22 protein-coding genes are annotated in these 23856 nt (G+C 70.7%); 10 read left to right on the forward strand and 12 right to left on the reverse strand.

Going from position 1 to position 23856, the window contains the following annotated elements:
* Positions 1–2 precede the first annotated feature (2 nt).
* The 5 genes from FHS13_RS09835 to FHS13_RS09855 form a co-directional block, all read right to left on the reverse strand.
* On the reverse strand, positions 3–1985 hold the full coding sequence (locus tag FHS13_RS09835) for an AMP-binding protein (protein ID WP_184290673.1): 1983 nt from the start codon (positions 1983–1985) through the stop codon (positions 3–5).
* A gap of 519 nt (positions 1986–2504) precedes the next feature.
* A complete protein-coding gene (locus FHS13_RS09840) occupies positions 2505–3683 on the reverse strand; it encodes a Bcr/CflA family efflux MFS transporter (protein ID WP_184290674.1) in 1179 nt (392 codons plus the stop codon).
* A gap of 306 nt (positions 3684–3989) precedes the next feature.
* Positions 3990–4427 carry a DUF3037 domain-containing protein gene (locus tag FHS13_RS21415; protein ID WP_184290675.1) on the reverse strand — a complete coding sequence of 146 codons (438 nt, stop codon included), beginning with the start codon at positions 4425–4427 and terminating at the stop codon, positions 3990–3992.
* On the reverse strand, positions 4424–5179 hold the full coding sequence (locus FHS13_RS09850) for a HipA family kinase (protein WP_184290677.1): 756 nt from the start codon (positions 5177–5179) through the stop codon (positions 4424–4426). Before FHS13_RS09850 ends, FHS13_RS21415 begins: the two co-directional genes overlap by 4 nt.
* 272 nt (positions 5180–5451) lie before the next feature.
* Positions 5452–6168, reverse strand: coding sequence for a hypothetical protein (locus tag FHS13_RS09855; protein WP_184290679.1), 717 nt, complete (start codon positions 6166–6168; stop codon positions 5452–5454).
* A 145-nt stretch (positions 6169–6313) separates the two neighbouring features.
* Between FHS13_RS09855 and FHS13_RS09860 the strand changes: the two genes are divergently transcribed.
* From FHS13_RS09860 to FHS13_RS09880, 5 genes are all read left to right on the forward strand, one after another.
* The gene (locus FHS13_RS09860; RefSeq protein WP_184290681.1) at positions 6314–7381 is read left to right on the forward strand and encodes an AAA family ATPase; all 1068 of its coding nucleotides are present in this window, start codon (positions 6314–6316) and stop codon (positions 7379–7381) included.
* Positions 7382–7385: 4 nt separating this feature from the next.
* Positions 7386–8354 carry a DUF58 domain-containing protein gene (locus FHS13_RS09865; RefSeq protein WP_184290683.1) on the forward strand — a complete coding sequence of 323 codons (969 nt, stop codon included), beginning with the start codon at positions 7386–7388 and terminating at the stop codon, positions 8352–8354.
* A 55-nt stretch (positions 8355–8409) separates the two neighbouring features.
* On the forward strand, positions 8410–9357 hold the full coding sequence (locus tag FHS13_RS09870) for a VWA domain-containing protein (protein WP_184290685.1): 948 nt from the start codon (positions 8410–8412) through the stop codon (positions 9355–9357).
* Positions 9358–9500: 143 nt separating this feature from the next.
* Positions 9501–10235, forward strand: coding sequence for an HAD family hydrolase (locus FHS13_RS09875; protein ID WP_184290687.1), 735 nt, complete (start codon positions 9501–9503; stop codon positions 10233–10235).
* Between the two features lie 62 nt (positions 10236–10297).
* Positions 10298–10993 (forward strand): NUDIX hydrolase, encoded by a 696-nt coding sequence (locus FHS13_RS09880; RefSeq protein ID WP_184290990.1) that lies wholly within the window; start codon positions 10298–10300, stop codon positions 10991–10993.
* A gap of 13 nt (positions 10994–11006) precedes the next feature.
* Here FHS13_RS09880 and FHS13_RS09885 read toward each other — a convergent pair whose 3' ends face one another.
* Both FHS13_RS09885 and FHS13_RS09890 read right to left on the reverse strand, forming a co-directional pair.
* The gene (locus FHS13_RS09885) at positions 11007–12272 is read right to left on the reverse strand and encodes an APC family permease (protein ID WP_184290689.1); all 1266 of its coding nucleotides are present in this window, start codon (positions 12270–12272) and stop codon (positions 11007–11009) included.
* 241 nt (positions 12273–12513) lie between these two features.
* On the reverse strand, positions 12514–12792 hold the full coding sequence (locus FHS13_RS09890; protein ID WP_184290692.1) for a DUF1876 domain-containing protein: 279 nt from the start codon (positions 12790–12792) through the stop codon (positions 12514–12516).
* A 176-nt stretch (positions 12793–12968) separates the two neighbouring features.
* Here FHS13_RS09890 and FHS13_RS09895 point away from each other — a divergent pair, with 176 nt between their 5' ends.
* The 4 genes from FHS13_RS09895 (at position 12969) to FHS13_RS09910 (ending at position 16939) form a co-directional block, all read left to right on the forward strand.
* The gene (locus FHS13_RS09895) at positions 12969–13628 is read left to right on the forward strand and encodes a methyltransferase (RefSeq protein ID WP_184290694.1); all 660 of its coding nucleotides are present in this window, start codon (positions 12969–12971) and stop codon (positions 13626–13628) included.
* A gap of 104 nt (positions 13629–13732) precedes the next feature.
* On the forward strand, positions 13733–14293 hold the full coding sequence (locus tag FHS13_RS09900) for a TrmH family RNA methyltransferase (protein ID WP_184290696.1): 561 nt from the start codon (positions 13733–13735) through the stop codon (positions 14291–14293).
* 241 nt (positions 14294–14534) lie between these two features.
* On the forward strand, positions 14535–15920 hold the full coding sequence (locus FHS13_RS09905; RefSeq protein ID WP_184290706.1) for a CNNM domain-containing protein: 1386 nt from the start codon (positions 14535–14537) through the stop codon (positions 15918–15920).
* The gene (locus FHS13_RS09910; protein WP_184290708.1) at positions 15917–16939 is read left to right on the forward strand and encodes a hemolysin family protein; all 1023 of its coding nucleotides are present in this window, start codon (positions 15917–15919) and stop codon (positions 16937–16939) included. Before FHS13_RS09905 ends, FHS13_RS09910 begins: the two co-directional genes overlap by 4 nt.
* 74 nt (positions 16940–17013) lie before the next feature.
* On the opposite strand, the gene FHS13_RS09915 is transcribed toward FHS13_RS09910, so the two are convergent.
* From FHS13_RS09915 to FHS13_RS09930, 4 genes are all read right to left on the reverse strand, one after another.
* On the reverse strand, positions 17014–17442 hold the full coding sequence (locus FHS13_RS09915; protein ID WP_184290710.1) for an organic hydroperoxide resistance protein: 429 nt from the start codon (positions 17440–17442) through the stop codon (positions 17014–17016).
* A gap of 14 nt (positions 17443–17456) precedes the next feature.
* Positions 17457–17969: a MarR family transcriptional regulator gene (locus FHS13_RS09920; protein WP_184290712.1), complete on the reverse strand. Its 513-nt coding sequence runs from the start codon at positions 17967–17969 to the stop codon at positions 17457–17459.
* Positions 17970–18101: 132 nt separating this feature from the next.
* The gene (amaB, locus tag FHS13_RS09925) at positions 18102–19649 is read right to left on the reverse strand and encodes an L-piperidine-6-carboxylate dehydrogenase (protein ID WP_184290714.1); all 1548 of its coding nucleotides are present in this window, start codon (positions 19647–19649) and stop codon (positions 18102–18104) included.
* Between the two features lie 111 nt (positions 19650–19760).
* A complete protein-coding gene (locus FHS13_RS09930; RefSeq protein ID WP_184290716.1) occupies positions 19761–20192 on the reverse strand; it encodes a hypothetical protein in 432 nt (143 codons plus the stop codon).
* Between the two features lie 165 nt (positions 20193–20357).
* Here FHS13_RS09930 and FHS13_RS09935 point away from each other — a divergent pair, with 165 nt between their 5' ends.
* Positions 20358–21881, forward strand: coding sequence for a polysaccharide deacetylase family protein (locus FHS13_RS09935; protein ID WP_343064971.1), 1524 nt, complete (start codon positions 20358–20360; stop codon positions 21879–21881).
* Between the two features lie 87 nt (positions 21882–21968).
* On the opposite strand, the gene ctaD is transcribed toward FHS13_RS09935, so the two are convergent.
* On the reverse strand, positions 21969–23645 hold the full coding sequence (ctaD, locus tag FHS13_RS09940; protein ID WP_343064978.1) for an aa3-type cytochrome oxidase subunit I: 1677 nt from the start codon (positions 23643–23645) through the stop codon (positions 21969–21971).
* Positions 23646–23856 lie beyond the last annotated feature (211 nt).

Consider the following 23856-nt stretch of genomic DNA (forward strand, 5'->3'; position numbering starts at 1 on the left):
CCCTAGAAGGAGCTGCGCGACTCGTCGTCGTGCGGCGCATCCCGCCGCACCCGGTACAACCCGTCGATCTCCTCCGAGAAAGCCCTCAACACCGCCTCACGCCGCAACTCACCCGAAGGCATCACCAAGCCCGACTGCACCGTGAACTCCTCCGCCAGCACATGGAACGACCGCACCGCCAGATGACGCGGAACACCACGGTTGGCCTCGTACACCAACCCCTGCACCTCACGCAGAAGATCCCGGTCCCCCGCGATCTCTTCCGGCGCCATCGACAGCGGACGACCGTTCACCAAACGCCAGTACTCCAACTGGTCACGCACCAACGTGATCAACGCACTCGCGAACGGCCGGCCCTCCATGATCACCAGAACCTGGCTGATCAGCGGATGCGCACGCAGCCGCGACTCGAAACCTGCCACCAGCTCCATGTCCGAGAGCTCGACAGGTTCCTCCACGGCCTCCACGGTCTCCTCGACCTCCACCGGAGCCACCACCGCCAACTCCCCCGTGGACACTCCGGACCCGTCGGCAACCGGAGCAGGCCCCGCCGCCACAGGCACCGATTCCACCGCAGCGGGAACGAACCGCCCCGGCACCTCCACCACCGACGCCTGAGGACGCAACCGCCTCCTCAACCGCACCACACCGCCGCCGTCGACATCCAACGCGAAACCCGTCGCCAGCCAGCCCTCGCGAAACGCCCCCTGCGACGCCTCCCCATCACCCCAGTAACCCGAGAAGACACCACCACCGCGCACATGTGCCTCGCCCTCACGCGAGACCCACACCTCACGGCCCTCCAGCACCCGGCCCACCGAACCGGCCACCCGGTCCCCCACCGCGTTGGCGGTGAACACACCCGCGGCCTCCGCCGTGCCGAACACCTGCATCACCGGAACACCCACCCCCGAGAAGAAGGCGTCCAACCGCTCCGGCAACCCACCGCCCCAGCACACCGCCAGATGCACCCGGCCGCCCAGCAGCTCACGCACCTTCGCGAACTGCCGGTCGTACATCGACCGCGACAACCGCCGCCACGCACCCTTCCGCGGCGCCTGGTCGAACTCCACCGCGACGTCCACCGCCGAGTTGAACGTCCCCGTCGACTGGGCACTGCCCCGCTCACCCTCGAACACCCGCTCCAGCAGACCGGACGAGCACACCAGCACCGTCGGTTTGAAGCCCTCCACCAGGCGCAGCAGCCGACCCGGCTCGGCGACACCCACCCGAACCCGGCCCACCACGCACGCCACCAGCGCGGCCAACCCCTGGATCTGCGACAGCGGCAGGTCCAGCAGGCAACTCGCCGTCCCCGGAGCCAGCTCCGACAACCGCGGCCACATCCGGTCCACCACATCCGCAGCCGACGCCAGCAGAGCCCCGTGCGAGAGCACCACACCCCGCATCCGCCGCGACACCGTACTCATCGGATACAGCACCACCGCCGCATCCTCCGGCCGCGTCGCATCACGCCGGAAGCGCACGGACGACGCATCCATGTACTCGCCCAGCCGCGTGATCTCCGCCAGTCCATCGTCCAGGCGCCACACACGACCCAGATCCGGCAACTCGCGCTGCATCCCGGCCACGGCCCGCCACAGGCGCTCACCTTGGACCACAGCCGCGGCAGGGCGCGTCTCCCTCACCGCATGCACCACCCGATCGACCGACGCGGCAGCAGGCAGCGGTACCAGAACACCCCGCACCGACCACACGGCGAACGCGATCCGCACCCACTCCTGATGGTTGGACGCCACCACCAGGACGCGGTCGCCCTCGCCCACACCGGCAGCCACCAGACCCTTGGCCGCAGCCGTCACCTCGGTGGCAAAGGCCCCCGCAGCCACCCGGGTCCACGACGCCCGCTCCATCACCGAGAACACCTCGGCATGGGCGTCATCGCTCGCCATCCCGTAGACCAGGTCACCCAACCCCGACAACCGCCGCGCCCACCCACCGGGGCTGACACTCGCCTCGCCCATGACCACTCATCCTCAAACCGCATCGAAGACGGACCCGACGGACCCGCATGGAACAATCCCACACCAAAGAGGTAACAGTGCCCCTACAATGCCGAAGTTAGCCACATGCGGCAACATAGGCCAAACAGTAGTCATCCTCTAAAACCGCAGGAAACCCCGCGTAACCCACATCTCCGGGAGACACCCCGGCTCCGGACCGGGAAGAAGCCCGGCCTTCCGCACAGCGGGGCCGAAGACAGCCCACCCCATGGCGGCGACACCCGCCCTCACCAGAACCGCCGGGCAGCGATCAGCGATGCCGGCCACCGGCGGCGAAGAAGCCACCCACACCGGCACGAGCAACCGGACGACAGGAACCGAGCGCACCCGCCAAAACAGCGCACACCGGGACCTCCACCACAAAGCGGACACCCCCGTGCGCCTGAGGCCCCCGGCCCTGCCGTCACAACCACCCCTGACGCCCGAGCAACGCACATCAGGCCCCGCCGACAAGGCCGAAGGCCCAACACCCCTCAAAAATCAACCACGAGCACGCACGGACCACACGAACGACGCCAACGACAGCACAGCCGCCCCCGACATCACCACGGCCATACTCACCAGCGACGCCTCGCCCGACACCGTCAACCCCGCCAGAGCAGCCACACCACCCCCCAGGGCGAACTGCACCGCACCCATCAGCGCCGACGCGGTACCGGCCACCGACACCGGCTGCCGATCCAATGCCACCACCGTCGCGTTCGGCATGATCAGGCCCGTGCTGAACATCATCACCGCCAGCAGCGCCACCACCAGCCACAAGACAGCTCCACCGCTGAGTGCCAGCGCCAACAGCACCGACACCGTGCCCAGAGCCAGGCCCAGTCCCAGCCCCAGCCGCCGCTGCGCCTCCACCCGGCCCACCAGAAGACCGTTGACCTGCGTACCCGCCATCATCCCCAGCGAGTTCACCGCGAACAGCCACGCATACGTCTGCGCGGACACCCCCAGCTCCTCCTGGGCCACGAACGAGAACGCCGACACGTACGTGAACAGCATGCCGAAGCTCAGGCCCAGCGTCAGCACCGGACCGACGAAGTGGCGCTGACGCACCAGCGACCACACCACCGATCCCAGCGCACGCGGCCCCTGCCTCCGCCTCTTGTCCACCGGCAGGCTCTCCGGCAGCCACAGCAGAACCAGCACGAAACTCAGTGCCGACATCCCCGCCAGCACCCAGAAACTCAGCTGCCAAGGCCCCACCAGCAGCAGCTGCGCACCCGCCAGCGGAGCCAGCATCGGCGCCAGCATCATCACCAGGGCCAGACGCGAGAAGAACCGCACCGCGTCATCGCCCCCGAACAGGTCCCGCACCACCGCACGCGAGATCACCGCGCCCGCCGCGCCGGCCATTCCCTGCAGAAACCGCAGGGCCACGAACACCGTCACGTTCGGCACGAACACGCACAGCACCGACGTCACCGTGAACACGGCGACACCCACCAGCAGCGGACCGCGCCGCCCCCAGGCATCGCTCATCGGGCCGATCACCAGCTGGCCCACCGCCAGCCCCAGCATGATCGCCGTCAACGTCAGCTGGATCTGCGATTCCGACGCCTCCAGATCGGACGTGATCTGGGGAAACGCCGGAAGGTACATGTCCGTCGCCAGCGGGCCGGTCGCAGCCAGCACACCGAGTACCAGCACCAGCAGCGCCACGGGCCTGCGCGGAGGGGACTGGGCCGTCGCGGGGTCGGAGGCCGCAGCGGCGGCAGAGGGCTTCGGGGATTGCACAAGCAACTCCACTTCACAAAAGACTCAGGGGCAGGGGAAAAGGGGGATGGGGGAAGGCACCGTCCCCGGTGCCCGGGGCGGCCCTGGACCGTGCCGCCGAAGACGGCGGTGTCTTCGGCGGCATCCGCGCACCACGGTCCGAAAGCCGCCACTCCATACCAACGCCGGAGCGGTCCTGGTACTCCTGCTCCGATCCCGGAATGCCTGTGATGTCCCTTACGGAGCGGGCAGTTATCTTACGAGCCGGTCCAGCAACCGCTCCGCCTCGGCGTCCGGGTCCTCCGTCAGCCCTCCGTGGACCGGTCCCGGCTGCACGATCGTGCTGCGCGGAGCGGTCAGCCACCGGAACCGCTGCCCCGGCTTCTCACGCCCTGCGGCACCGGCCCGCGCTCCCCCGTCGCACATCGCCTCCACCGCCTCCAGGGCACGCCGCACCCCGGACGCGTCCGCCTGCGGGTCCAGGGCCAGCAACCGCTCCTCGTCCAGGAAGGTCCGGGCCTTGAGGAACGCCCGCTCCTGGCAGTAGACGATCACCCCGGCGTTCACGCACTCCCCGCGCTCCAGCCGCGGCACCACCCGCAGCAGCGCGTACTCGAACACCGCACGGTCCCGTTCCTCGCCCACCCGGCCGAGGGTCACCGCCTCGCTGTACCTGCGCACCCTGCTCACCGATCCACCTCCGGCAGCCAGGAGCGGTCGGCGGCGCGGGCCACCAGATGTTCCACGTACGCCTCCCGGACGTCCTCGGGCGAGCCGAAACCGGGCTCGTCCTCGAGCCATACATCGGGTACCAGGGAGACCACCCCGCGCACCAGTTCCTCGTCCACCAGGGGCGCCAGCTCGGCGTCGGCCGCAGCCAGGTCCGGGGAACTGCCCGCGAGCACGTGGTCGCGGGCGTTGTAGGCCCGGCTGACGAAGCGGTCGGCGTTGGCCCAGCTGTGGTGGAAGATCAGCGTCGCCCCGTGGTCGATCAGATAGGGCCTGCCGTGCCACACCACCATGTTCGGGTTGCGCCAGGACCTGTCCACGTTGCCGGTGAGAGCGTCGAACCACAGCACCCGGCCAGCGAAGCGGCTGTCGACCTCGAAGGCCAGCGGGTCGAAGCCCAGCGAACCCGGCAGGAAGTCCATGCCCAGGTTGAGGCCCCCGCTGGCACGGAGCAGCTCCTGCACCTCCTCGTCGGGCTCACCGCGGGCGATGACGGCATCGAACTCCACCAGCGCCAACTCGGGAACCGGCAGACCCAGGGCCCGGCCCAGTTCACCGGCGATGACCTCGGCCACGAGCGTCTTGCGCCCCTGCCCGGCCCCGATGAACTTGACCACGTACATCCCCAGGTCATCGGCCTCGACCAGACCTGGGAGCGAACCTCCTTCGCGCAGCGGTAGTACGTACCGCGTCGCGATCACCTTTTTCAGCACGCCAAGCAGCCTAGGGTGTCTCGGGAGGGATCTGTCCGGGTTCTTTCCACGGTGATCTTGTACGTGGGAGCAAGATCACCGGGTAGATCTTCTCCTGTCCTGAAATGATCTTGCTCCCACGTACAAGATCACGGGACAGAAGGCTCTCTTTTGAGAGAGGTGCGGCGTAGCCGCTCCTTCTCTTTTTTGTTTTGATAGTAAAGAACGCCCACCTTTACGGTGTAGATTTACCAGAGGGAAGCAGAGCACCCTGCGGCCGGCCGCGCGCCTTCTCAGAGGTTGTCCTCGGGTTCGTCCTGCCATTCCCCGTCGCCCTCCCCCGGCGAGGGCAGCACCGGCGTGGACGGAGTGTCCCCCTCGCCGTCACCCTCGGCCGGTTCGGACTCCTCCCCCGTCCCCTCGCTCTGCTCCCCCTGCGGAGGGGGCTCCCCCGGCGAGGGCATCTGCTCCGGGGGCGGAAACTGGAGCATCAGCCAGTACAGGGCCGACACCAGCAGCAGGAGCAGCGCCAGCACCAGGCCCAGACCGCCGATCAGCCACCAGTTGCCCCTCCCCTCGGCCACCGCGCTGTCGCGGCGCCCGGCCCACGGGGCCCACCGCACCATGGGGCCGGTGCGCTCACCCGCCCAGTAGGGCGCCACGACCGGCGCTCCGGCCGCCGCCCGGCCCGAGCGCCCCGCCCGTTCCAGGAACTCCTGCGCGGCCGCCCCCGAGTCGTCACCGCCCACCGCCACCCACAGGACGGAGCGCCCGTGGGTGCGCGCCGCCAGCACACCGGGACCGGAGCGCACCGCCTCCGCGAAGCACCGGCGGGCCTGCTCGTCCGCGGTCGCGCCCGCGTTGAGCACCGCGATCCCGACCGGTTTCCCCGAGCGGTCCCGTCCCAGGTAGACCACACCGAGCGCCGACTCGCGCAGCCGTCCCTCCAGCCGGAAACCACCCAGCCGGCGCGGGTCCGCCTCGCTCAGCTCCACGGCGGGAACCGCCATGTCACGCTCCTTCCCGGGTCCGCTCCGTCCGCTTCAGCGCGTTGTGCACCGACCTGGCAGCCGAGGAGCAGGTAGTGTCGCCCACAAGGCGAGTGGTCCACAAGCTACCCGGCGCCCGTCGGGTGTCCGGCCAGGAAGGCGGAACATGGCAGAGACCTCACCCGGGAACGGCGCCACCCCCTCTCGGGCCCCCGAGAGCGCCCCGGGCGAGCCCACCCGGCTGCTGCGTGCCGCCCTGCACGAGGTGTCCACGGTCATCGTCGGCCAGGAACGCATGGTGGAACGCTCCCTGATCGCCCTGGTGGCCCGCGGCCACTGCCTCATCGAGGGCGTGCCGGGCATCGCCAAGACTCTCGCCGTCTCCACCCTGGCCAAGGTCGCCGGCGGCTCGTTCTCCCGCATCCAGTTCACCCCCGACCTGGTTCCCTCCGACATCATCGGTACCCGTATCTACCGCCCCTCCACCGAGGGGTTCGACGTGGAGCTCGGGCCGGTCTTCGCCAACTTCGTCCTCGCCGACGAGATCAACCGCGCCCCCGCGAAGGTGCAGTCGGCACTACTGGAGGTGATGGCCGAGCGCCAGGTCTCCCTCGGCGGCACCACCCACCCCCTCCCCTCCCCGTTCATCGTCCTGGCCACACAGAACCCCGTCGAGTCCGAGGGGGTCTACCCCCTGCCCGAGGCCCAGCGCGACCGGTTCCTGATGAAGGTCGACGTGCGTCACCCCCGCGCGCACGAGGAGATGGAGATCCTGCGCAGGATGTCCACCGACCCGCCCGTCGCCCATCAGATCCTGGACCCGGTCACCCTGAGCGAGCTCCAGGCCGACGCCGAACGCGTGCACGTCCACCAGCTCATCGCCGACTACGTCGTGCGGCTGGTCATGGCCACCCGGGAGCCCGAGAACTACCAGATGCCGGATCTGGGCAACGTGCTGGAGGTGGGCGCCAGCCCGCGCGCCTCCCTCGGCCTGGTCGCCGCGGCGCGGGCGCTGGCGCTCCTGCGCGGGCGCGACTACGTCCTGCCCGACGACGTGCGCGTCCTGGCCCACGACGTCATCGCCCACCGCCTGGTACTGACCTTCGACGCGCTGGCCGACGGTGTCACCGCGCACCAGGTGGTCGACCGCATCCTGTCGACGGTGCTGGCCCCCCGGGTGATCTGGGACGAGCCGCCCAGTGGCGAGACCGCCTCCTTCGCGTCCCGGAGGTGAGGGCTTGACCACGCCTCCCGTCGGTACCGATCCCCGGCTGCGGGCCGCGCTGCGCCGCCTGGACCTGCGTATCGTGCACAGGCTGGAGGGGCTGCTGCACGGTGAGCACCTGGGGCTGCGGCTGGGGCCGGGATCGGAGATCTCCGAGGCCCGCCTGTACCAGCCCGGTGAGGACGACGTGCGCCACATGGACTGGGCCGTCACGGCCCGCACCACCGTCCCCCACGTGCGCGACCTGGTCTCCGACCGGGAACTGGAGAGCTGGACCCTGCTCGACCTGTCCCCCAGCATGGACTTCGGCACGGGTCTGCACTCCAAGCGCGAGATCGCGGTGGGAGCCATGGTGGCCGCCAATCTGCTCACCCAGCGCATCGGCGACAGGTTCGGAGCTCACTTCCTGCACCGGGGCACGGTCCGGCGCTGGCCGGCCCGGTCGGGCAAGGAGGCGTTGCTGGCGCTGCTGGCGACGGTGGCGGCCGCGCCCCGGGTCGACGAGTACGAGCCCTCCCCGCACCGTGCCACCCTGGCCGACGCCGTCGAGGACCTGGTGCGCACGCGCAGGCGCCGCGGCCTGCGGGTGGTGATCTCCGACTTCCTGGACACCCCGGCCTTCGGCGGGGAGGTCGCCTGGGAGAGGCCGATGCGCCTGCTGGCCTCCCGCCATCAGGTGCTCGTGGTGGAGGTGATCGACCCGCGCGAGCTGGACGTGCCGGAGGTCGGCGACGTGGCACTGCGTGATCCGCGCAGCGGTCTGGTGCGCGACGTGCGTCTGACCCGCACGGTGCGCGAACGCTACCGCAGGGCCGCACTCGCCCAGCGTGAGGCGGTCCGCGGGGCCCTGCGCCGGTCGGGGGTGCACCACCTGGTGCTCAGGACCGACCGAGACTGGGTACTGGACACGGCACGGTTCGTCCTCGAACAGAGGCGTACCGCGCACCGGCTGGCCCGCCACACCCCGGGGGCGCCCCGGTGAGACCGGACAGACAGGGCGGGGACGTACCCGTCGCCGAAGCACGGGAGACCGAGCGATGACCTTCCTGGAACCCGGGCGGCTGTGGTGGCTGCTCCTCCTCGTGCCGCTCGTGGTCGCGTACGTGCTCGCGCAGCGCCAGCGGCGCGCGTTCACGCTGCGCTTCACCAACCTGGCGCTGCTGGACCAGGTGGCGCCGCGCCGGCCCGACGTGCGCAGGCACGTGCCCGCCGTGCTGTTCGCTCTGACCGCAGGGGTGCTGATCGCCTCGATGGCGCTGCCTGCGATGCCGGTGGAGCAGCCGCGGGAGCGGGCCACGATCATGGTGGCGGTGGACGTGTCTCTGTCGATGGCGGCCACCGACATCGAGCCGGACCGGCTGCGCGCGGCCAAGGAGTCGGCGCAGGGGTTCGTCTCGATGCTGCCGGACCGGTTCAACGTGGGGCTGGTGGCCTTCTCCTCGACGGCGACGGTGGTGTCCTCGCCCACACACGACCACCAAGCGGTGATCGGGTCGATCGAGAACCTGCGGCTGGGGCCGGGAACGGCGATCGGCGAGGGTGTGTTCGCGTCACTGGAGGCGGTCCGCAGTTTCGACGAGGACTCCGAGGAGGACCCGCCGCCGGCGGCCATCGTGCTGCTCTCGGACGGGGAGAACACCAGCGGCCGGGAGATCGACCAGGCCTCGGCGGTGGCCGACGAGCACGGTGTTCCGGTGTCGACGATCGCCTTCGGCACGGGGGCGGCGATGATCGAGATCGACGGCTACCAGGTCCCGGCCGATATCGACAAGGAGGCACTGCTCGCGCTGGCGCAGGACACGGGAGGCCTCTTCTACGAGGCCGAGAGCGAGAACGAGCTGGACGAGGTCTACGAGGACATCGGTTCGTCGCTGGGCACGGAGCTGGTGCACGAGGAGGTCGTCACGCGGTTCGTGGCGGTGGCGATCGTGCTGATGCTGGCCACGGCGCTGACGTCCCTGCTGTGGTTCCAGAGGCTCCCTTGAACCGTCCGAGTCAGCGCAAACCTTCGAAACTCTTCGAAAGTTGTGGCTTTGGTCACAATCATTTCGGTAGGTTTTACACCTTTTACTATGTCTTTACAGGCTAGCGTTGACATGCTCAGACATGTCCACCCGCTTGAGGAACGATGCCGAACACACCCGCTACCCCCATCGCCCTGTGCTTCGACCTGGACGACACCCTCATCGACGACGAGGCCGCGTCGAACGCGGGTCTGCGCGCAGTCATGGACCGGCTCGGCCACCCCGACTTCGGTGCCGCCCGCGCCCTGTGGGACGTGCAGACCGAGATCTCGTTCGGCGCCTACCTCCGCGGCACACTGAGCATGGAGCAGCAGCGCCGCGAGCGCATTCGCGCCCTGGCCGTGCAGGCAGGCCACTCCGGTATCGCCGACCAGCACTGCGACGACCTCTACCGCCTCTACCTGGACGCCCACCGCTCCGCCTGGCAGCTCTTCCCCGACACCCTCCCCGCCCTCGGCGCCCTGGCCTCGGCGGGCTACCGCCTCGCCGTGGTCACCAACGGAACGGAGTCCCTGCAGCACGCCAAGATACAGGCGCTGGAGCTGTCCCCCTATTTCCACACCGTCGTGTGCTCCGACACGGCCGGGGCGGGCAAGCCCGACCCCCGCATCTACCAGGCAGCGGCCCAGCGCCTGGGCGTGGACCCCGCCTCCTGCTGGCACGTGGGCGACCAGATCCACTCCGACGCGGTGGGCGCCGTCGCCGCGCACATGCACCCGGTGGTCCTCGATCGCACGCGCCACCAGCGCTACGAGGGCGTCACCGTGATCCACGGGCTCGAGGAGCTGCTGCGGTTGGTGGGCCTGCCCTCGGCCGCCCCCGTCGCGGGGGCTCTGTGACCTCTCCGGGTCCCCTGGCACGCCGCGTCACCGCGCACCTGGTCACGACCGGGCCCTCCGGCATGTCCGTACCCGGTGCGCGGGTGCTCTACGGCCAGGACCCCGCGGACGTGGCCCGCGCTCTGGCGGACCTGCCGCCGGACGCGCCCCTGGTCTGCCTGGACGTGCTCACCGAGGTGGTACGCACCCCCGGCGGAACGCCCGTGCACCTGGACCGGGTGGTCTTCGCCCTTCCCGAGGCGGCTGCGGCCTGGCCCCGCGCCGCGGGGGCGGCGCTGCTGTCCCCCTCCCCCGCCGACCTGGTGGACGAAGAGCCGCCGCAGCCCGTGGACCGGCCCCGGTTGCGCCGCTTCGCCTCCTACGGGATCGTCACCGACCCGTCCGGACGCGTCCTGCTCAGCCGCATCGCCGAGGGCTATCCCGGAGCAGGGACCTGGCATCTGCCCGGCGGCGGGGTGGACGACGGCGAGGACGTGCGTTCGGCACTGCGCCGCGAGGTGGCCGAGGAGACCGCCCAGGAGGGCGACGTGGGACGCCTGATCACCGTCTCCAGCCACCACCGGGTCCCGCCGGTCGGCCACGAGGTCTACGCGGTGTGGGCCTTCTTCCACGTGCACGTGCCGCGCCCCTCCCCGGCCAGGGTGCTGGAGAGGAACGGGTCCACCGCGGACTGCGGCTGGTTCCCCGCCGGCGAACTGGCCTCGCTGCGCCTCTCCACCACCGCGCGGCGGGGACTGGAGTTCCTCGTCCGCCTCTGACACCCCACCGGCCTCAGTCCCGGGAGGGCAGCCGCCCCGCCAGCCACCACAGGCCGCTGCCCAGGGCCAGGACCACCGTGCCCGCGCCGACCACGGGCAGGGGCAGACTGCACGCCAGGACGACACAGCCCACCAGCCCGCCCAGCGGTACCAGGAGCGGGGGCCGGGTCTCGTCCGGCCCCAGCCGCAGCGCCGAGGCGTTGGTGACGGTGTAGTGGACCAGGATCCCGAAGGACGCGAACGACACGGCCGCGGCGAGGTCCAGGGTCAGCACCAGGGCGATCACCACGGCGGCCACCAGGACCTGGGCCCGCAGGGCGACGGCATGGCGGCCTCTGCGCAGCGCCAGCGGACGCGGCAGGTGTCCTCGGGAGGCCATCACCGCGGTGGCTCGGGAGACGTCCGAGAGCAGGGTCAGCAGAGCGCCCAGGCAGGCCACGGCGGCACCGGCCGCCACCACCGGAACCAGCCAGGGGAACCCCGCCACGAGCACGGCGTCGGTCATGGGGGCGCCGCTGGTGATGAGCCTCTCGCGGCCCAGGACGATGAGCAGCCCGGTGCCCACGACCAGGTAGAGCAGCAGGACACCGCCGATCGACAGCGTGACGGCGCGCTGGACCGTCGTGCGGGGATCGCGCACCGATCCGCCCAGCGAGGCCACCCGGGCGTATCCGCTGAAGGCGAAGAAGACCATTCCCGCCGCGCCCAGCACGCCGAAGGAACCCGGCCAGGGCCCCATCCCGTCGACCTCGGCGACGGCCGCCAGGCGGCCGCTGAGGAGCATGGCGGCCACCACGGCCGCCAACGTCGCCAGGACCACCGCGAGCAGGCTCCACACCGCGACCGGGGGCCTGCGCACCCCGCGATGTCCGACCACGGTGAGCACGATCACCGCGGCGGCAGCCAGCGGCCTCTCCCACCCCGGGAGCAGGTAGGCGGCGAAGGTGAGCGCCATCACCGCACATGAGGCGGTCTTGCCCACGACGAAGGCCCAGCCGGCCAGGTGGCCCCACAGGTCGCCCAGCCGCTCGCGCCCGTACACGTAGGCGCCTCCCGACTCGGGGTGGCGGGCGGCCAGCCGAGCGGAGGAGACCGCGTTGCAGTAGGCGAGGACGCCCGCGATGAGGATGGCCACCGGCAGCCAGGCGCCGGCACCCTCGGCAGCGGGAGCGAAGACGGAGAACACCCCGGCACCCAGCATCGCGGCCGCCCCGACGGCGACCGCGTCGGCGGTGCCGAGGGACCGCACGGGCCCGGACCGCGGTGATGAGGTGTTCATCGGGTCTCCTCGCGTGTGTGCTCCCGGCCCGCACCGGCCGGCCGGGCGCTCCTTCCCGGGCTCCCCGGCGGGGCGCTGCCGTGTCCGTCTCGAGTGTGCCCGATGCCGGTGACCGACGGGTGCCTTTCCCCCTGCCGAAGGTCCCGCGAGGGGCCCGGACGGCGGCGCCCGGGCATGCGCGAGGCCCCCGCGCCGCCTGGCGTGCGGGGGCCTCGGCCCTCTCCTGGGTGGGACGCTCCTGTCAGGTGGGACGCCACGGGATCCCGGTGTTGTCACCGATGTCCTCGGCGGCGACCTGGCGCAGCTGCCGGGAGAGGTCGGACAGCGCCCGCGAGACCGCGAGTTCCTCCCCGATCTCGGGCGCGTCGCTGTCCATCGGGTGCTTGCGCGCCATCCCGTGGCCGTGCAGCTCGGTGCCGTCGTCGGCAACCAGGCCCACCTCGGCCCGGGTGCATGCGCTGTCGCCGTCGCTCTCCCCGTCGACCAGGACGTCGACGTTCCAGCGCTTGGTGGTGTGCATGGGCGCCTCCTGCCGGACGGTTCGCCTGTGCCGCGGGAGCGGCCCCGCAGGCGTCGGACACCTCCATCTTGGACGCGACCGGACCCGGAGTGGCGGGGTTTGGCGCGTCGTTTCCCCCGGTATGCGCGATCTTTGCCACCGGCAGGTGTCCGCGTGCGTGCTGGTAGCGTCACGGCGTGGCCCAGCACTACTTCGACTCCGCCCCGGACGCCGCGAGCCGTCCCTCCACCGCCGACCTGGTCCTGCCCGACCTGCACCTGAGGCTGCACACCGACCGTGGTGTGTTCTCTCCCGACAAGGTCGACCTGGGCACCCGGGTCCTGCTCGAGTCCGTTCCCGAACCGCCTCGGGACGGACGCCTGCTCGACCTGGGCTGCGGATACGGGCCGATCGCGCTGACGATGGCGCACCGCGCCCCCGGCGCCCGGGTCCTGGGGGTGGACGTCAACGCGCGGGCGGTGGGCCTGGCCCGGCGCAATGCCGAGGAGCACGGGTTCGGCAACGCCGGGTTCGCACTGGTCACGGCCGAGGGCGAGCCCGCGCACGAGCCCGGCGGGCCCGTTCAGGGGGCGCCGACGGCACAGGACCTGTCGGGGCCCTTCGACGCCGTGTGGTCCAATCCGCCGATCCGGGTGGGCAAGGGCGTGCTGCACACGATGCTGCGGACCTGGCTGGGCAGGCTGACGCCCGAGGGCACCGCCCACCTGGTGGTGCAGAAGCACCTGGGCGCCGACTCGCTGCACAGGTGGCTCGACGCCCAGGGCCTGCCCGCCGAGCGGGTGGCCTCCCGGGCGGGGTTCCGGGTGCTGGCGGTGCGCCGGGCCCCGGAGGGGTGAGGGCCGTCCCGGGCAGGCGTGCGCGAGAGCATCCCGCCCGGTAACCTGGTGCGAAAAGCGGGGCCTCCGGCCCCCTCCCAGAACCGCCGAGGAACACACCGCAGTTGAGCACGCAGTTGCGCCCCACCGACGTCAAACGCCTGAACCGCCAGTGGCGCAGGCGCACCGAGGGGCGCCTGTCCCTGATCGTCGAGTCCGTCACCCAGCCCTTCAACCTGGGGTCGATCCTGCGCACCTGCGCGACCTTCGGTGTGGAGACGCTGTGGCTGGCGGGCAACAGCGCCGATCCCGGCGACCCCAAGGTGGGCAAGACCGCTCTGGGGACGGCCGCGAAGGTCGACCACGTGAGGGTGCCCTCGGCCGCCGAGGCCCTGGCCGCAGCGCGCGCGGCCGGCTTCACGGTGGTCGCGCTCGAACTGGCCGACGGTGCCCTTCCGCTGCACGCCGCCCCGCTGGACACCGACGTGTGCCTGGCCGTGGGCGCTGAGGACCACGGCTGCTCCCCCGCCCTGCTGGCGGGCGCGGACGCCGTCACCTACATTCCCCAGATCGGGCGGGTGGGATCGCTGAACGTCGCCGTGGCCACCGCGATCGCGCTCGCCGAGGCCCGCCGCCGGGAGTGGGCCTCCTTCGGCGGTGAGGCCGACGCTCCCGTCGGCGGCTGAGCGGGCCGGGAACTTTTTCCCACCTCTCAGCGTACTCACAGAGGCAGGTTTCACATCTGCCACACATCACCCAACGCGCCACCGGCGCAGAGAGAGGAACAGTGGACCCGTCCCGAAGTACCAGCAGCGTCCTCGACGGATGCTGCGACACTGATCTCGACGAGCCCCATTCTCCGAGGGGCACGCGCCTCGGCAACAGCCTCGCTCCCTGCGGGAACAGCCCCCAGGCGGTGCGTGCCCGATGACGAGCACTCTTCTGAGCATCGCTCTGGGGGCTCTGGTGGTCTTCCTGATCACCGTCCTGACGGGCTACTTCGTCGCCCAGGAATTCGGTTACATGGCCGTCGACCGCTCGCGTCTGCGCGCGCGGGCCGCGGCCGGTGACGTCGGCGCCAAACGCGCGCTGGCCATCACCAACCGCACCTCGTTCATGCTCTCCGGCGCCCAGCTGGGCATCACCGTCACCGCTCTGCTCGTCGGCTATGTCGCCGAGCCGATGATCGGTGAGGGGATCGGCGAGCTGCTCGGCGTGGCGGGGGTGCCCGCGGGCACCGGTGTCGCCGTCGGAACCGTGCTCGCCCTGCTGTTCTCGACCGTCGTGCAGATGGTCTTCGGCGAGCTGTTCCCCAAGAACCTGGCCATCGCCCGGCCCGAGCCCGTGGCCCGCCGCCTGGCGCTGTCCACGGGGATCTACATGAAGGTCTTCGGCCCGGTGATCTGGCTGTTCGACCAGGCCGCGATCCTGTTGCTCAAGGCCGTGCGGATCGAGCCGGTGGAGGACGTCCAGCACGCGGCGACCCCGCGCGACCTGGAGAGCATCATCGCCGAGTCCAAGGAGAGCGGCGACCTTCCCGCGGAGCTGTCCACCCTGTTGGACCGGACCCTGGACTTCCACGAGCGCACCGCCGGGCACGCGATGATCCCGCGCCCCGAGGTGACCACCGTGGAGGAGGGGGACCCGGTCAGCCGGGTCGTGGAGCTGATGGCCTCCGGCCACTCCCGCTTCCCCGTCCTGGGCGGGGGCGTGGACGACATCGTGGGCGTCATCTGCCTGCGCGACGTGCTCGCGCTGGGCGACCGCGACCTGTCGGACACCAGGGTCAGCGAGGTGGCGCGTGAGACCGTGATGGTTCCCGTATCGCTGCCGTTGCCGGTGGTGCTGGACCACTTGCGCGAGGCGAACGAGGAGTTCGCGTGCGTGGTGGACGAGTACGGCGGCCTGGCCGGCGTCATCACCACCGAGGACCTGGCCGAGGAGCTGGTCGGCGAGATCGCCGACGAGCACACCCCGGAGGAGGAGAGCCCCGTGCAGATGGGCGGTGAGGCCTCCTACTACCTGGTGCCGGGTGCCCTGCACATCGACGAGGTCGAGCGCCTGATCGACCACGACCTGCCCCAGGGTGACTACGAGACCCTGGGCGGGCTGGTGATCCACGAGCTGCACCGCCTGCCCGAGGTGGGTGACCGCGTGGACGTGGCCCTGCCGCGTCCGGCCAGTGCCCACGACAGCGACCCCGACATGGCCCTGACGCTGGTCGTCGGCTCCGTCCAGCGGCACGTGCCGCACACCGTGGAGCTGCGGCTGCGTGAACTGGCCGGGGAAGAGGCACGGGAGGTGCGCGCATGAGTGACATGAACATCTGGTTGGCGCTGGTGCTGACCGCGGTCATCATCGCGCTGAGCGCGTTCTTCGTGGCCGTCGAGTTCGCGCTGGTGGCGGCCCGCCGCTACCGGCTGGAGGAGGCTGCCGAGAGCAGCGCCTCCGCACGGGCCGCGGTGCGCAGCGCCCGTGACCTGTCGCTGCTGCTGGCCGGCTCGCAGCTGGGCATCACGCTGTGCGCCCTGGCGCTGGGCGCGATCTCCAAACCGGCCGTGCACCATCTGCTGGAGCCCCTCTTCGGGGGGCTGCCGGGCGCCGTGGCGTCGGTGCTCTCGTTCGTGCTGTCGCTGGTGGTCGTGACCTTCCTGCACCTGGTCGTCGGTGAGATGGCGCCCAAGTCGTGGGCCATCTCGCACCCGGAGAAGTCGGCGATCATGCTGGCGATCCCGATGCGGGTGTTCATGTGGTTCACCCGTCCTCTGCTGGTGGCCCTCAACGGGATGGCCAACTGGTGCCTGCACCGCATGGGCGTCGAGGCGGTGGACGAGATGTCCTCCGGGCACAATCCGGAGGACGTCCGCGAGCTGGTCGAGCACTCGGCCAAGGCCGGCGCCCTGGACGCCGAGCGCCGCGACCAGCTGGCCACGGCGCTGGAGGTCAACTCCCGTCCGCTGAGCGAGACCGTCACCGCACGCGAGGACATCGCCTGGGTGGCGCCCGACGCGGGTGTGGAGGAGATCAAGCGGGTGTCGCGCGAGTCCACGCACCTGCGCCTGGTCGTGCTGGAGAAGGTGGCCGGCAAGAGCGAACCGGTGGGTGTGCTGCACGTGCGCGAGGCTCTGACCAGCCCGGCGGGCACCACTGCCGCGGACCTCATGCGTCCGGTGCTGACCCTGCAGTCGGACACACCGATGTACGCGGCGATGAGCATCATGCGCGAGAGCCGCAGCCACCTGTCCCTGGTGGAGGAGGACGGCGAGGTGATCGGCCTGGTCACCCTCCAGGACATCCTGGACCGCCTGCTGCTGCTGGACACCGCCGCCTGATCGGACGGGAACAGGGAAAGGGGGAGGGCGCCCGGGCGCCCTCCCCCTTTCTGCGTCTCCCCCTGCGGGGCGGGTCAGCCCGCCTTGGCGGTCAGGGTGACGTCGATGTTGCCGCGGGTGGCGCGGGAGTAGGGGCACACCTGGTGGGCGGCGTTCACGAGTTCCTCGGCCTTGGCCTGCTCCACACCCGGGATCGTGACGGCGAGTTCGACGGCGAGCCTGAGGCCGTCCTCGTCCTTGCCGAGGCTGACCTGGGAGTCGATGCTGGAGCCCTCGACCGAGGTGCCGTCCTGGCGGGCGACCATCTTCAGGGCGCCGTGGAAGCAGGCGGCGTAGCCGACGGCGAAGAGCTGCTCGGGGTTGGTGCCCGGGCCGTCGTCGCCGCCCATGCCCTTGGGGACCGACAGCTCGACCTCGAGGCGGCCGTCGTCGGTCTTGCCGGTGCCCTTGCGGCCCTCGCCGGTGACTGCGGCGTTGGCGGTGTACATGACGTCGTATGCCATCTCTCTCCTCGTGTTCACGGCTCCGGAGAGGAGCCTTGTGGGTTCGGGGTGGTCGGGTGGGCGCCGGTGCAGGGCCGCCGGTCGGCCGCGGCCTCCACCGAGGCGGTGAGTTCACCGAGGGCCTGCCTGAGGTCGGCCAGCCGCTCGGGGTCCAGTCCTGCTGCCCGCACGACCCTGCCGGGCAGGTCCAGGGCGCGCTCGCGCAGGTCGGCGCCGCGCCGGGTGGGGGCGATCTCGACCACTCGTTCGTCGGTGGCGCTGCGCGTGCGCGTGAGCAGGCCCGAGGCCTCCAGGCGTCGCAGCAGGGGGGAGAGGGTGCCCGAGTCCAGGCGCAGGATGCGGCTGAGGCCCTTGACGGTGAGGGTGCCGTGCTCCCACAGGGCGAGCATGACCAGGTACTGGGGGTAGGTCAGCCCCAGATCCCCCAAGAACTCGCGGTAGAGCCCGGTCAGGGCGCGGGAGGCGGCGTAGAGCGCGAAGCACAGCTGCCGCTCCAGCGCCAGGGGGTCGTCCTCGCGAAGCTCCACGGGCGTCTCCTCCCCTCCTCCCGGTACCGGTGTTCACCGTAGCAGAGAAGAGTTGTACACCAAAGGATTGCGCACAATCTTTTTATCGGGCTCTGCGTGCGGGACCGCCCGGACGGCGGCCCCGCCACATCCCTACAGGAAGCGCACGCCCTGGGCCAAGGGCAACTCGCCGCCGTAGTTCACCGTGTTGGTGGCGCGGCGCATGTAGGCCTTCCACGAGTCCGATCCGGACTCGCGGCCGCCACCGGTGTCCTTCTCACCGCCGAAGGCCCCGCCGATCTCCGCGCCCGAGGTGCCGATGTTGACGTTGACGATCCCGCAGTCGGATCCGGCCGAGGACAGGAACCGCTCGGCCTCGGCCTGGTCACGGGTGAAGATCGACGAGGACAGTCCCTGGGGGACCCCGTTGTGCAGTTCCACCGCCTCGTCCAGGTCCCGGTAGGTGAGCAGGTACAGGATCGGGGCGAAGGTCTCCTCGCGTACCACCTCCGTCTGGGCCGGCATGCGCACCACGGCGGGCTCGACGTAGTAGGCCTCCTTCGCCTCCTCCGCCAGGCGCCGGGCGCCGCCGGCCAGGACCTCGCCGCCGTCGGCGCGGGCCCGGTCCAGGGCCGAGGCCATGGCGGCAAAGGCGCGCTCGCCGATCAGCGGTCCCACGAGGTTGTCCTCGTCGAAGGGGTCGCCCACGCGCTCGCGCAGCTGCCCGTAGGCCGCGGTGACGCGCTCGGCGACCCGCTCGGCCACGTCCTCGTGGACGATCAGGCGGCGCAGCGTGGTGCAGCGCTGTCCCGCGGTACCCGCCGCGGCGAACACGCAGGCGCGTACCACCAGGTCCAGGTCGGCGGAGGGGGTGACCACGGCCGCGTTGTTGCCTCCCAGTTCCAGCAGGCAGCGGCCCATGCGCTCGGCCACCCGAGGCGCGACCGCGCGGCCCATGGCGGTGGAGCCGGTCGCCGACAGCAGGGCCACCCGCGGATCCTCCACCAGCACCCCGCCGACCTCGCTTCCGCCCAGGACCAGCCGGTGGACGTCGGCGGGCGCGCCGGTGTCGGCAGCTGCCCGCATGAGCAGGCCGTGGCAGGCCAGTGCGGTGAGGGAGGTCAGCTCGGAGGGTTTCCACACCACGGTGTCACCGCACACCAGGGCGATACAGGTGTTCCAGGACCACACGGCCACCGGGAAGTTGAAGGCGGTGATGACGCCGACCACGCCCAGCGGGTGCCAGGTCTCCATGAGCCGGTGGCCGGGCCGCTCGGAGGGCATGGTGCGCCCGTACAGCTGCCGGGACAGGCCCACCGCGAACTCGCAGACGTCGATCATCTCCTGGACCTCACCCAGGGCCTCGGAGCGGATCTTGCCCGCCTCGACGGTGACCAGCTCGGCCAGGTCCTCCTTGTGTTCGCGCAGGAGCTCCCCCAGACGCCGTACCAGCGTGCCGCGCACGGGAGCGGGGGTGTCGCGCCAGACCGCGGTGAAGGCGTCGTGCGCCGAAGCGACGGCCCGCTCCGCGGAGGCGGGTGTGTCGAAGCCGATCGGAAAGAGATCCTGGCCGGTCAGCGGGGTCCTCGCGGCCCCGGCCCCATCCGAGGGCTCGGGGATCCGGTCGACACCGCACCGGTCCAGGGCGGCCCTCGCGCGTGCGGCGAGGTCCCCGGTGGCGGGGAGGGCGGAAGTGTGCATGTGATTCTCTCTTCGTCGAGAGGAGGCAGCGAACACCCATCACCCTGCCAAGGCCGGACCCTCCGGTCCAGCCCGCCGCAGGCGCCCCGGAGAGGCCGGGGCGCCGCGACGTCAGTACATACCGCCGCTGTAGGTGGCGAAGAGGGCGGCGCCGTAGAAGATCCAGTAGGCGATGCCGGTGATGACGCCCACACCGAAGAGGACCCACGCGATGAGCGTGCACATCCTGGCGGCCTTGGGGTTGCCGGCGGCCGTCGCCAGGCCGATGATCGCCAGAATCAGGCCGGGGATCGCCAGGACCCAGCACAGGCACAGGGCGATGACGTTGCAGATCAGGGCCGCGATCGCCGATCCCTGGCTCGCCGGGGGCTCCTGGTTGCCGTAGCCGCCCGTGGGGGGCGGGAAACCGCCGCCGGGCGGAGGCGGATATCCTCCTCCGCCGCCGGGCGGGGGCGGATATCCGCCGCTGCCTCCGTGGGGCGGAGGGAAATATCCGCCGGTGTTGCCCCCGGGCGGGGTACCGGGTCCTGGTCCGTATGTCATGGTGCCTTCCCAGAAGTCGCGGCGAGGGTACCGCGTTGAGGTGGGACGCGCCCGGCACCACAGAGGTTCTGCGACTTCCCGGAAACAGGCAATCAATCACATGGAGTAGTCAATTGGTTGCCGTCTGATTTCCCCCGGGGGTCCGGCTCCGCTATCGTCCCCCTCGTGGCTGACACCTCTCTTTGCCGAAACCTCTCCGCCGCCGCTGCCGCAGGACTCCTGCTGGTCCCCGGATGCCATGCCGTGGAGGAGGCCCTGCCCTACGCCGAGGCCGTACGCATCCCGCTGGAGGAGCTGCCCGGGCTGGCGGTGGGGACCCGCTCGGTGTCCACGGAGCACAGCGCCGTCGGCTACCGCTATCCGCTGCTCGGGCCCGACCATCCGCTGACGACGGAGGTCCGCACCGCGATGGCCGAGCGCCAGACCCGGTTCCTGGAGGAGCTGCCCGCGGGGGGCACACCGGAACTGCGGCAGGACGCCACCATCCTGGCGGCCTCGGAGGGGGTCGTGGGGGTGCGCCTCACCGAGACGGTCTCGGCGGGGGTCAGCGACACCTTCACCGCCCGGACCCTGTGGTACGACGCGGAGAGCGGGCAGGTACTGCCCTGGACGTCGCTGTTTCGCGACGAGGCCGCCATCGAGGCGGCGCACATGTCCGTCGCGGGAGTGCTGGAGTCGGGCTACGGCATGCCGCTCGAGCAGCTTCCCGGGGTGGTCGGCGAGGTCGCCGCGCGTGCCCGGGCCCAGGAGGAGCCGGAGGAGGCGGTGGCGGAGTCCTCCCCGCCGGAGGAGGGCGCGGACCTGTCCGACCCCGAGCAGGCCCGCCGGGTCGCGCAGGAGTGGGAGGACTCCCCTCTGGCGGATCTGGCCTTCAGCACCGCGGGCGGCCTGGCCGTGCGGATGGAGCCCTCCGACGTCCCCAGCGCGGGCCGGGTGAGCGAGGTGGTGCTGCCGGTGGAGCCCGAGGATGCCGAGGCCCTGCTGTCGGAGATGGGCTACCGGGCGCGCGAGGCCGCGCTGGCCGGCGGCGGGGAGGACTTCCCCCCGGACGGCGTGCTCACCGACGAGGCGGGCACGCTGGACTGCTCACGCGTCAAATGCGTGGCGCTGACCTTCGACGACGGCCCCGGCGAGCACACCGAGGAGCTGCTGGACATCCTGGCCGAGTACGACGCCCGCGCCACCTTCTACGTACTCGGCACCCTGGTCGAGGAGTTCCCCGAGATCGTGGAGCGCACCCATGCCGCAGGCCACGAGATGGGCAACCACAGCTGGGACCACGACGACCTGGCGAACAAGTCGGGCAGAGCCGTGCGGGAGGACGTCGACGCCACGAACGCGGCCGTGCGCGAGGTGACCGGACAGGATCCGCTGACCCTCCGCCCGCCCTACGGCTCGTTGAACGGAACAGTGCGCGAGGCCGTGGACCAGCCCCTGATCCTGTGGGACGTGGACACCCTGGACTGGCAGAGCCGCGACGCCGGGAAGGTCGCCGACCACGCCCTGACGCACACCGTGCCCGGGAGCGTGGTGCTGTTCCACGACATCCACAAGTCGTCGGTCGACGCGATCCCCGACGTGCTGGAGGGCCTGCACGAGGAGGGGTACCACTTCGTGACGGTCACCGACATCTTCGGCATGGAGAACCTGGAGCCGGGCCAGGTCTACACCGACGCCGCCGACTCCTGAACCGCCGGGTGCGGAGGAAGGGGGCGGGGCCGGTGCGGTTCGCACCGGCCCCGCCCCCTTCTCTCCGTGCCGGTCGGCCCGGGCCGGTCAGCCCAGGGGGGCCGGGCGCGCGGTCTCCGGGTCGGTTCCGCCCGCGGCGTGCGGATGGTGCAGGTCGAAGGCCGGCCTCTCGGAGCGGATCCTCGGCAGCGACGTGAAGTTGTGCCGCGGCGGCGGGCAGGAGGTCGCCCACTCCAGCGAGCAGCCGTAGCCCCACGGGTCGTCGACCTCGACCTTGGGTGCCTTCCTCGCGGTGATGTAGATGTTCCAGAAGAAGATGAGGGTCGAGGCGGCCAGGACGAACGAGGACACCGAGGAGATCTGGTTGAGCTCGGTGAAGCCGTCGCTGGGCAGGTAGTCGGCGTAGCGGCGCGGGAAGCCCGCCGCGCCCAGCCAGTGCTGCACGAGGAAGGTGCCGTGGAAGCCGAAGAAGAGCAGGACGAACTGGATCTTGCCCAGCCTCTCGTTGAGCATCGTCCCGGTGAACTTGGGCCACCAGAAGTAGAAGCCCGCAAACATCGCGAACACCACGGTGCCGAACACGACGTAGTGGAAGTGGGCCACCACGAAGTAGGAGTCGGTGACGTGGAAGTCGATGGGCGGGGAGGCCAGGAGCACACCGGTCAGTCCGCCGAAAAGGAAGGTGGCGAGAAAGCCCAGTGAGTACAGCATCGGGGTCTCGAAGGTGATCTGGCCCCGCCAGATCGTGCCGGTCCAGTTGAAGAACTTCACCCCGGTCGGGACCGCGATGAGGAAGGACATGAACGAGAAGAACGGCAGCAGGACCGCGCCGGTCGGGTACATGTGGTGGGCCCACACGGTGACCGACAGCCCGGTGATGGCGATCGTCGCGCCCACGAGGCCCTTGTAGCCGAAGATCGGCTTGCGGCTGAAGACCGGCAGGATCTCGGTGACCACCCCGAAGAAGGGCAGCGCCAGGATGTAGACCTCGGGGTGGCCGAAGAACCAGAACAGGTGCTGCCACAGGATGGCGCCGCCGTGTTCGGCGTCGTAGACGTGGGTGCCGACGATGCGGTCCGAGGCCAGGGCGATCAGGGCCGCGGTCAGGACCGGGAACGCCACGAGGATGAGGATGCTGGTGAGCACCGTGTTCCAGGTGAAGAGCGGCATGCGGAACATCGTCATGCCGGGCGCGCGCATGCACAGGATCGTGGTGATGAAGTTGACCCCGCCCAGGATCGTGCTCAGACCCGACACCAGCAGGCCCATGATCCACAGAGTGCCGCCCAGACCCGGAGAGTAGACCTCCTGCGACAGCGGGGTGTAGGCGAACCAACCGAAGGCCGCGGCACCGCCCGGGGTGAGGAACCCGCCGAGCACGGTGAGCCCTCCGAAGAGGAACAGGTAGTAGCCGAACTGGTTCATCCTCGGGAACGCCACGTCGGGCGCGCCGATCTGCAGCGGTACCACGACGTTGGCGAACCCGACGAAGAGCGGGGTCGCGAACAGCAGCAGCATGATGGTGCCGTGCATGGTGAACATCTGGTTGAACTGGTGGTTGCTCAAGATCTGCGTGCCGGGCTGGAAGAGCTCGGCCCTGATCAGGAGCGCGAAGATCCCGCCGATGATGAAGAACAGGAAGGAGGTGATCAGGTACATGTACCCGATGACCTTGTGGTCGGTCGACGTCAGCCAGTTGACGACGATCGACCCCTTTCTGCCCAGGTGGTGCGCCTCCAGGTGCCCTTCGGCCCTGGTCTCCACTGTCGACACCGGCCAGCCCTCCTATTGAAAGGAATTGTTATAGATTGACTCGAAAGGACGCCGTATCCGATTTGCCGTTTCTTTGCACAACCGGTTTCCGGAGCCCCGAATTCAACCTAGACCAGTGTCGGCCGCATGCGCTGAATTTACGCCCAAGTACCGTGCGATCAAAGGTCCGTTCTGCCTCTTGTGCCGTGTGAGCATGTGTTTT

The sequence above is a fragment of the Nocardiopsis algeriensis genome (assembly GCF_014203695.1).
GTDB classification, from domain to species: domain Bacteria; phylum Actinomycetota; class Actinomycetes; order Streptosporangiales; family Streptosporangiaceae; genus Nocardiopsis; species Nocardiopsis algeriensis.